The following is a 5,116-nucleotide window of genomic DNA, read 5'->3' on the forward strand; positions in this document are numbered from 1 at the left end:
ATCTTACTGACGGTTTCTATCGGCAAACCGTTCTCCAAACAGATGGTCGTGGCAAAGGTNTGCCGTGCCGTATGCGAAGTGGCTTCGGTATGAGNTGGGAGTCCNGCCTTGATGATNATGTCCCTTATCTTGCGGTTGAAATGGCTATTCGTGGGGAACTCACGAAAGAGCAAACCCTCCTTTCGTCCGTCNCTGNCAATGGTGAGTATCTCTTCGGCAATGGGCAATAAAGGAACAATGCTCCTGTTCTGTGTCTTTGTGCGACAGAGCGATATGTACCTACGCCCATCCCCGAATGTATAAACATCGNCCATTCGGAGTTTCTTCAAGTCTGAGAATGCCAGCCCCGTGAAACAGCCCAAGAGGAAGATGAGCCTGCAATGGTTGTCCACCGAGCGGTGTGGGCGATATGAGAGAAGTTTGTGTAAATCGTCAGAAGTGAGGGCATTGCGCTCGTAGGTGGGCGTTTCAATGTCTATCTGCTCAAAAGGGTCTTCACGGATATATCGCTCTTGCAGTGCTTTTCGGATGACTTGATGCAGGTGGCGCAGACGATTGGAAACAGTGCTTTCCTTGTTTCCCAAGTCCCGCAGCATAAATAGGCGGTAATGTTCTATGAGGTCCTTGTCTGCCTCTTTAGGAAGACAGTCCCCGTTTCCCCTTGTTTTTAGAAAAAGTGCAAAATTCTTCCTACTGTCCCTGAAAGCCCTAACGGTAGCCTTTCCTATCGTCTTGCCCTGCAATGCCTCCCTGCTTTCACAGACGGATTGGTAAATCTCAATGAGTGTTGGGGTGGGCTTGTTTTGGTGCTGGTACTGCTCTTTGAGGTATTCAGCCGTAATGTAGTTCTCTTCTCTTAACGTGAGTTCATAGAGTGCGTGAAGTCGTTCTTCTATTGAGTTCAGTTGCAGATTGACGGCATTCGCTCTGTTTGCCACCACTTTTATGCGCCCTTTCTTTGNTTGCCAATCATCNGGNGAGGTGTACAAACCTGTTGAGAATGAAGAAGACGCACCATTGCAGGTGATACGGCAGCGGATAATGCATTCATTCCTTTCGCTTGTCTTGCTTCTGTCTATATAGAATAGAATTGAAAATGTACTTTTCATTGTTCTTGNACTTTTAGTTGATTAAACGATATTGTGCGATGAGAGGGAGAATCTTCTCCACATCCCGAAAGACACGCTCNGGAGAAGTCTCTGCATACACCTGTGTGGTCTTTATTTGGCTGTGTCCGAGCATTTTCGATACGCTTTCGATGGANACGCCTTCTGAAAGCGTCATCTGCGATGCGAAGGTATGCCTTGCCATGTGATAGGTCAGCGTTTTCTGAATACCGCAAAGTCGTGCTATCTTTTTGAGGTGTATGTTCAATGTGTCACAGCCTGGTATGGGCAGCAGATACCCTTTTGGGGGTTCGTGGCGGAACGCCCTCGTATGAATGCCCTTGTACCGCTCAATGATGGCGGATGCTTCGGGTAATAATGGAATGTGGCATACATTGCCCGTCTTCACTCTCGGCTTGCGTATCCAATCCATATCAGACTCGTGGATGATATGCTCTGCCGTGAGGTGGTACACATCCGTGTAGGAAAGCCCTGTATAGCACGAAAAGAGAAACATATCCCTCGACACCTGCTCGTAGCCTTGCAGTTCGTTATCGGTTAATGCCGCAATCTTGTTTACTTCCTCCCTTGTAATGTATCGGGGTGTTCCAACGTCCCAGCGGATGGAATGACCGATAAAAGGATAGGTGTCTATGATGTGCCGTTTGTGCAGGTCTTTGAGCAGGGATGCCAGCATAGTAAGATAACCAGCCGAAGTGTTGAGTTTAAAACCCTTTTCTTTGGCAAAATACTCCTCCAAGTCCTTGATAAGGGCTGTATCGGCTTTTTGCACGGGGATATCGTCCACATGGTAGCGGCATCTCAGAAATTCAGACAGATGCTTGCGGAAGAGCAGCAGACATTTCAGTCTTCTTTCGCTGCGATCTATGCCAACTCGCTCACGGAAGCGGTCAATATACTCATCCGCATGATGAAGCAGCCCCTGCGACTCGCTGTTTAACCCGAATACAAGTTCCCTTATCTTCCTTGCCGTGACAGTGTTGTTCAACTTGCCCGAAAGCGATTCATAAACTTGATAGACACTTACTTGCAGTCGGTCAAGTTCCCTGTTCACTGATACGGCTTCGGAACTCTTTCCTACAAGTCGCTGTTTACGACTATCCCAAATTTTTGGCGTACAGGCACATTTGCAACTGAACTGAACCATTGAGCGACCGATACTGATGCGTCCCATGATGGGACTTTTTCCGTTTTTGTCCTGCGTACCTCTTTTGAGGTAGAAAAGCAGCTTGATTTTTTCTTTTTCCATTGTTTTTTTGCTTACAAAATTATACTTCCCAGAGGAACTTTGAGCGATGCAAAACATTGATAATGAAAGAGAAAACACCGTTTTAGTTACCACTTTTAGCTGTTCTTTTCCTTTCATCGTTTCTTATGGGGCACAGAACGAAGCGTATAAAATGAATTGAGGATAAAAACGGCTTATTGTTTTATATTTCAAAGAGTTATGCGTTTAGATAAAATATGAGCCTCTAAAACGAAACGTTTACATTGGTTTAATTTTGGTTTACATCTGGTGCTTGTTGAGGCTTAAAAGAGGGGCTAAACGTTTACATACAGTTACGACTGGTTTACATTGAGCCAAACCGGACAGAACTGAGGGTGGGTATTCCGCTCTTTTTTATTGCTTTTTCAAAAAAAACAAAATGCTATTTTATTCCATATAGATATTATTTGGTATATTTGCATCGTAAAAATATGGATTATGGCAAAGGTTATACATGTACATTTGATACACGGATTAGAAGGAACGAAGCGAAAGGACTGGTATTTCAGTAGCATATCAGCCGTTTATACAGTGTTTACGCCTAAACAGGTGGGCGCCACACGCAATTATTTGCTCCATGCCGGGCTATCTGGGAACGGCACTATTATCACGAAACAGGCTATTATAAAGCAATCTACGCTTATTTCGGGCGGTTCAGGGGTAACGTATAAAGACTAATAAAGAGGGGGCTTAGAACAGCCTTAAAACGCCGTTTGAAAGGGTGGTAAAATCAGCGTGGTTTTATCACCCTTTTTTTCGTGCTCTGTGGGTGATTTTAGGGGGGTGCTTATTCAACCGGTTATTCAAAGTGGTTATTCATTTATATTAAAGTGGTTATTCAAAATAGGGTTTTGAGGGGGTACGATACAAGGGGGTGAAGATACTGTTTTTTCAAAGATAAGTGCGTTTTTAGTACCGATAGCCCCCCCCCTAAATGCCACCATGTTTTGAAGTTTCACCTTATTATATAACGAGAAATCAGGCACTTATTCGTTATAAGGAAACTAAAAAGAGGGGGAAGCCCCCGAAAGGGGGGCATGGGGGGGGGAGATGGGGGGCTGTGGGAGAACGTTGAAGTGACCGAATTATAACCTGTACAATAAAAGTGTTATATAGGTTTGTGCGAATAACTAAAATTGGACATTATTGGGTGATTATTACCAAGTGTCAATGCTTTTATCATCATTATGTTTATTCAAGTAAGATAAAAAGGATGACATTGTATTGTAGGAGTATGCATTGCAGTTAATAAATGCCTGTGAATAAGATTCTTTATGATCACCATTAAGATTTGACGGGAACACAGCTTTAGGAGATATTAAATTTGATTCTGTCCCTTTTTTGAATAAATCAAATGCACCCAAAATATAATGAGGTACTTTTGTTTCAAAAGTTAGAGAATCTTTATATACCTTTATCCTTATTTTTAATTCAGCATGTATAATAGTTGCATTATAAAGTCCTGTGACTTGCCCCACATTTGCCCATTTCCCTTCACCGTAGCAAATATTATTAATCGTGTCTATCTTTATTTCTGCACCTTTTTCTAAATTAAGAATCGATTTTAAGAAGCCATAACTTATCTTCGTCATTTCTTTAGTGGTCATATTGCAATTATTAGCCACATTATACTTATAATAAATGTCTCCATCCAAATTAAGTGGAAAATGTTTTATAGCCTCTTTTGCCCATTTCTTATTGCTACTTTTTTTTATTGCATTCCATTTTGCTTGTTTAGAAACAAAGTCCATACATTCAAATTTTTGTGCAATAGAATTAGTCGAAGTTAGAAACATAAAAGCTAATAGTAATAGATATTTTTTCATTGTATAAAATTTTAATTATTTATGATACAGAAGGAAGGCGAAGTTATACCAAGCGAACAAGGCCGATGATCGTACTGAGAGAGCGGATGTCGGACTTAGGAAGGTGGAATGGCTTGAAGCGTGGGTTTTCGGAAATACAGAGGATGGATTCTTGATCGTCTTCTGCTTCCTCCACTCGTTTGACGAGGGCACCCTGACTGGTGTCGAGGACGTAGATGCCACCCCATTGGAAGAAGAGTATGTCGGAAATTTTACGGCAAGCGATGATGTCGCCATTCTCATAGAGGGGGTGCATGGAGTCGCCTGAAACCCGGATGAGAAAGTTTGCCCCCTTCGCCTCAAACTCCGGGATTGAGTAGTGTTCGCAGTCTTCCATATATACGCCATCATTGTCGGCGGATGGGAAACCTGCCACGGCATCTATGGGAATAAGAGGGATGCCCCTCCGCTTATTGGAGGATTTGGGAGGTTCGGCAGACCTCTTATGGGCTTCTATTGGCTTGTCGAGGTCAGATTTAAGCATATTCCCTGTGCCTGTGAGAAGCCATTCCCCTGAAATCCCATAAAGAAGTACAATATTCTGTATTGCTGAAGTTCCAACACTGCTCCTTCCCTTAGAAATCTCGGTTACCATGGATGGGCTGACGCCTACACTGGATGCAAACTCTTTCTTACTGGTTACCAAGCCATCACTCAAAAGCCTTTCATAGGCCTCTATAAATCTGCTTGAGACCTCTTTTTTATCTCCCATATACAGAATATTGAAAAATAATTACCTAAAAACTTTGTCCGTATTACAGAAAACTGTATCTTTGCAACGTGTTCCATTAGGAAACGCGCCCAAAGATACGGAAAAGGGGCGAGATTAACGAATTTAAAGGATTAAAGATTATGAA

The 5,116-nt window shown here is 42.8% G+C and carries 5 protein-coding genes; 1 reads left to right on the forward strand and 4 read right to left on the reverse strand.

What is annotated here, in order from left to right:
• Together HMPREF9304_RS12295 and HMPREF9304_RS12300 are read right to left on the reverse strand one after the other, a co-directional pair.
• On the reverse strand, nucleotides 1–1,109 hold a 1,109-nt coding region (locus tag HMPREF9304_RS12295), incomplete at its 3' end, for a site-specific integrase (protein ID WP_036929676.1).
• Nucleotides 1,110–1,122: 13 nt separating this feature from the next.
• The gene (locus HMPREF9304_RS12300; RefSeq protein WP_036929662.1) at nucleotides 1,123–2,376 is read right to left on the reverse strand and encodes a site-specific integrase; all 1,254 of its coding nucleotides are present in this window, start codon (nucleotides 2,374–2,376) and stop codon (nucleotides 1,123–1,125) included.
• Nucleotides 2,377–2,832: 456 nt separating this feature from the next.
• Here HMPREF9304_RS12300 and HMPREF9304_RS12305 point away from each other — a divergent pair, with 456 nt between their 5' ends.
• Nucleotides 2,833–3,072, forward strand: a complete 240-nt coding sequence (locus HMPREF9304_RS12305; RefSeq protein WP_036929665.1) for a hypothetical protein — start codon at nucleotides 2,833–2,835, stop codon at nucleotides 3,070–3,072.
• Nucleotides 3,073–3,551: 479 nt separating this feature from the next.
• On the opposite strand, the gene HMPREF9304_RS12310 is transcribed toward HMPREF9304_RS12305, so the two are convergent.
• Both HMPREF9304_RS12310 and HMPREF9304_RS12315 read right to left on the reverse strand, forming a co-directional pair.
• Nucleotides 3,552–4,220 (reverse strand): hypothetical protein, encoded by a 669-nt coding sequence (locus HMPREF9304_RS12310; protein WP_036929668.1) that lies wholly within the window; start codon nucleotides 4,218–4,220, stop codon nucleotides 3,552–3,554.
• A 43-nt stretch (nucleotides 4,221–4,263) separates the two neighbouring features.
• The gene (locus HMPREF9304_RS12315; RefSeq protein WP_197061675.1) at nucleotides 4,264–4,917 is read right to left on the reverse strand and encodes a S24 family peptidase; all 654 of its coding nucleotides are present in this window, start codon (nucleotides 4,915–4,917) and stop codon (nucleotides 4,264–4,266) included.
• Between the last annotated feature and the right edge of the window lie 199 nt (nucleotides 4,918–5,116).

It is taken from the genome of Hoylesella timonensis S9-PR14 (assembly GCF_000762405.1).
Taxonomy (GTDB): domain Bacteria; phylum Bacteroidota; class Bacteroidia; order Bacteroidales; family Bacteroidaceae; genus Prevotella; species Prevotella timonensis_A.

Excerpts from the sequence above, each read along its gene's own strand:
- HMPREF9304_RS12310 (WP_036929668.1), bottom strand. The coding sequence starts at position 4,220 with ATGAAAAAATATCTATTACTATTAGCTTTTATGTTTCTAACTTCGACT.
- HMPREF9304_RS12305 (WP_036929665.1), top strand. The coding sequence starts at position 2,833 with ATGGCAAAGGTTATACATGTACATTTGATACACGGATTAGAAGGAACG.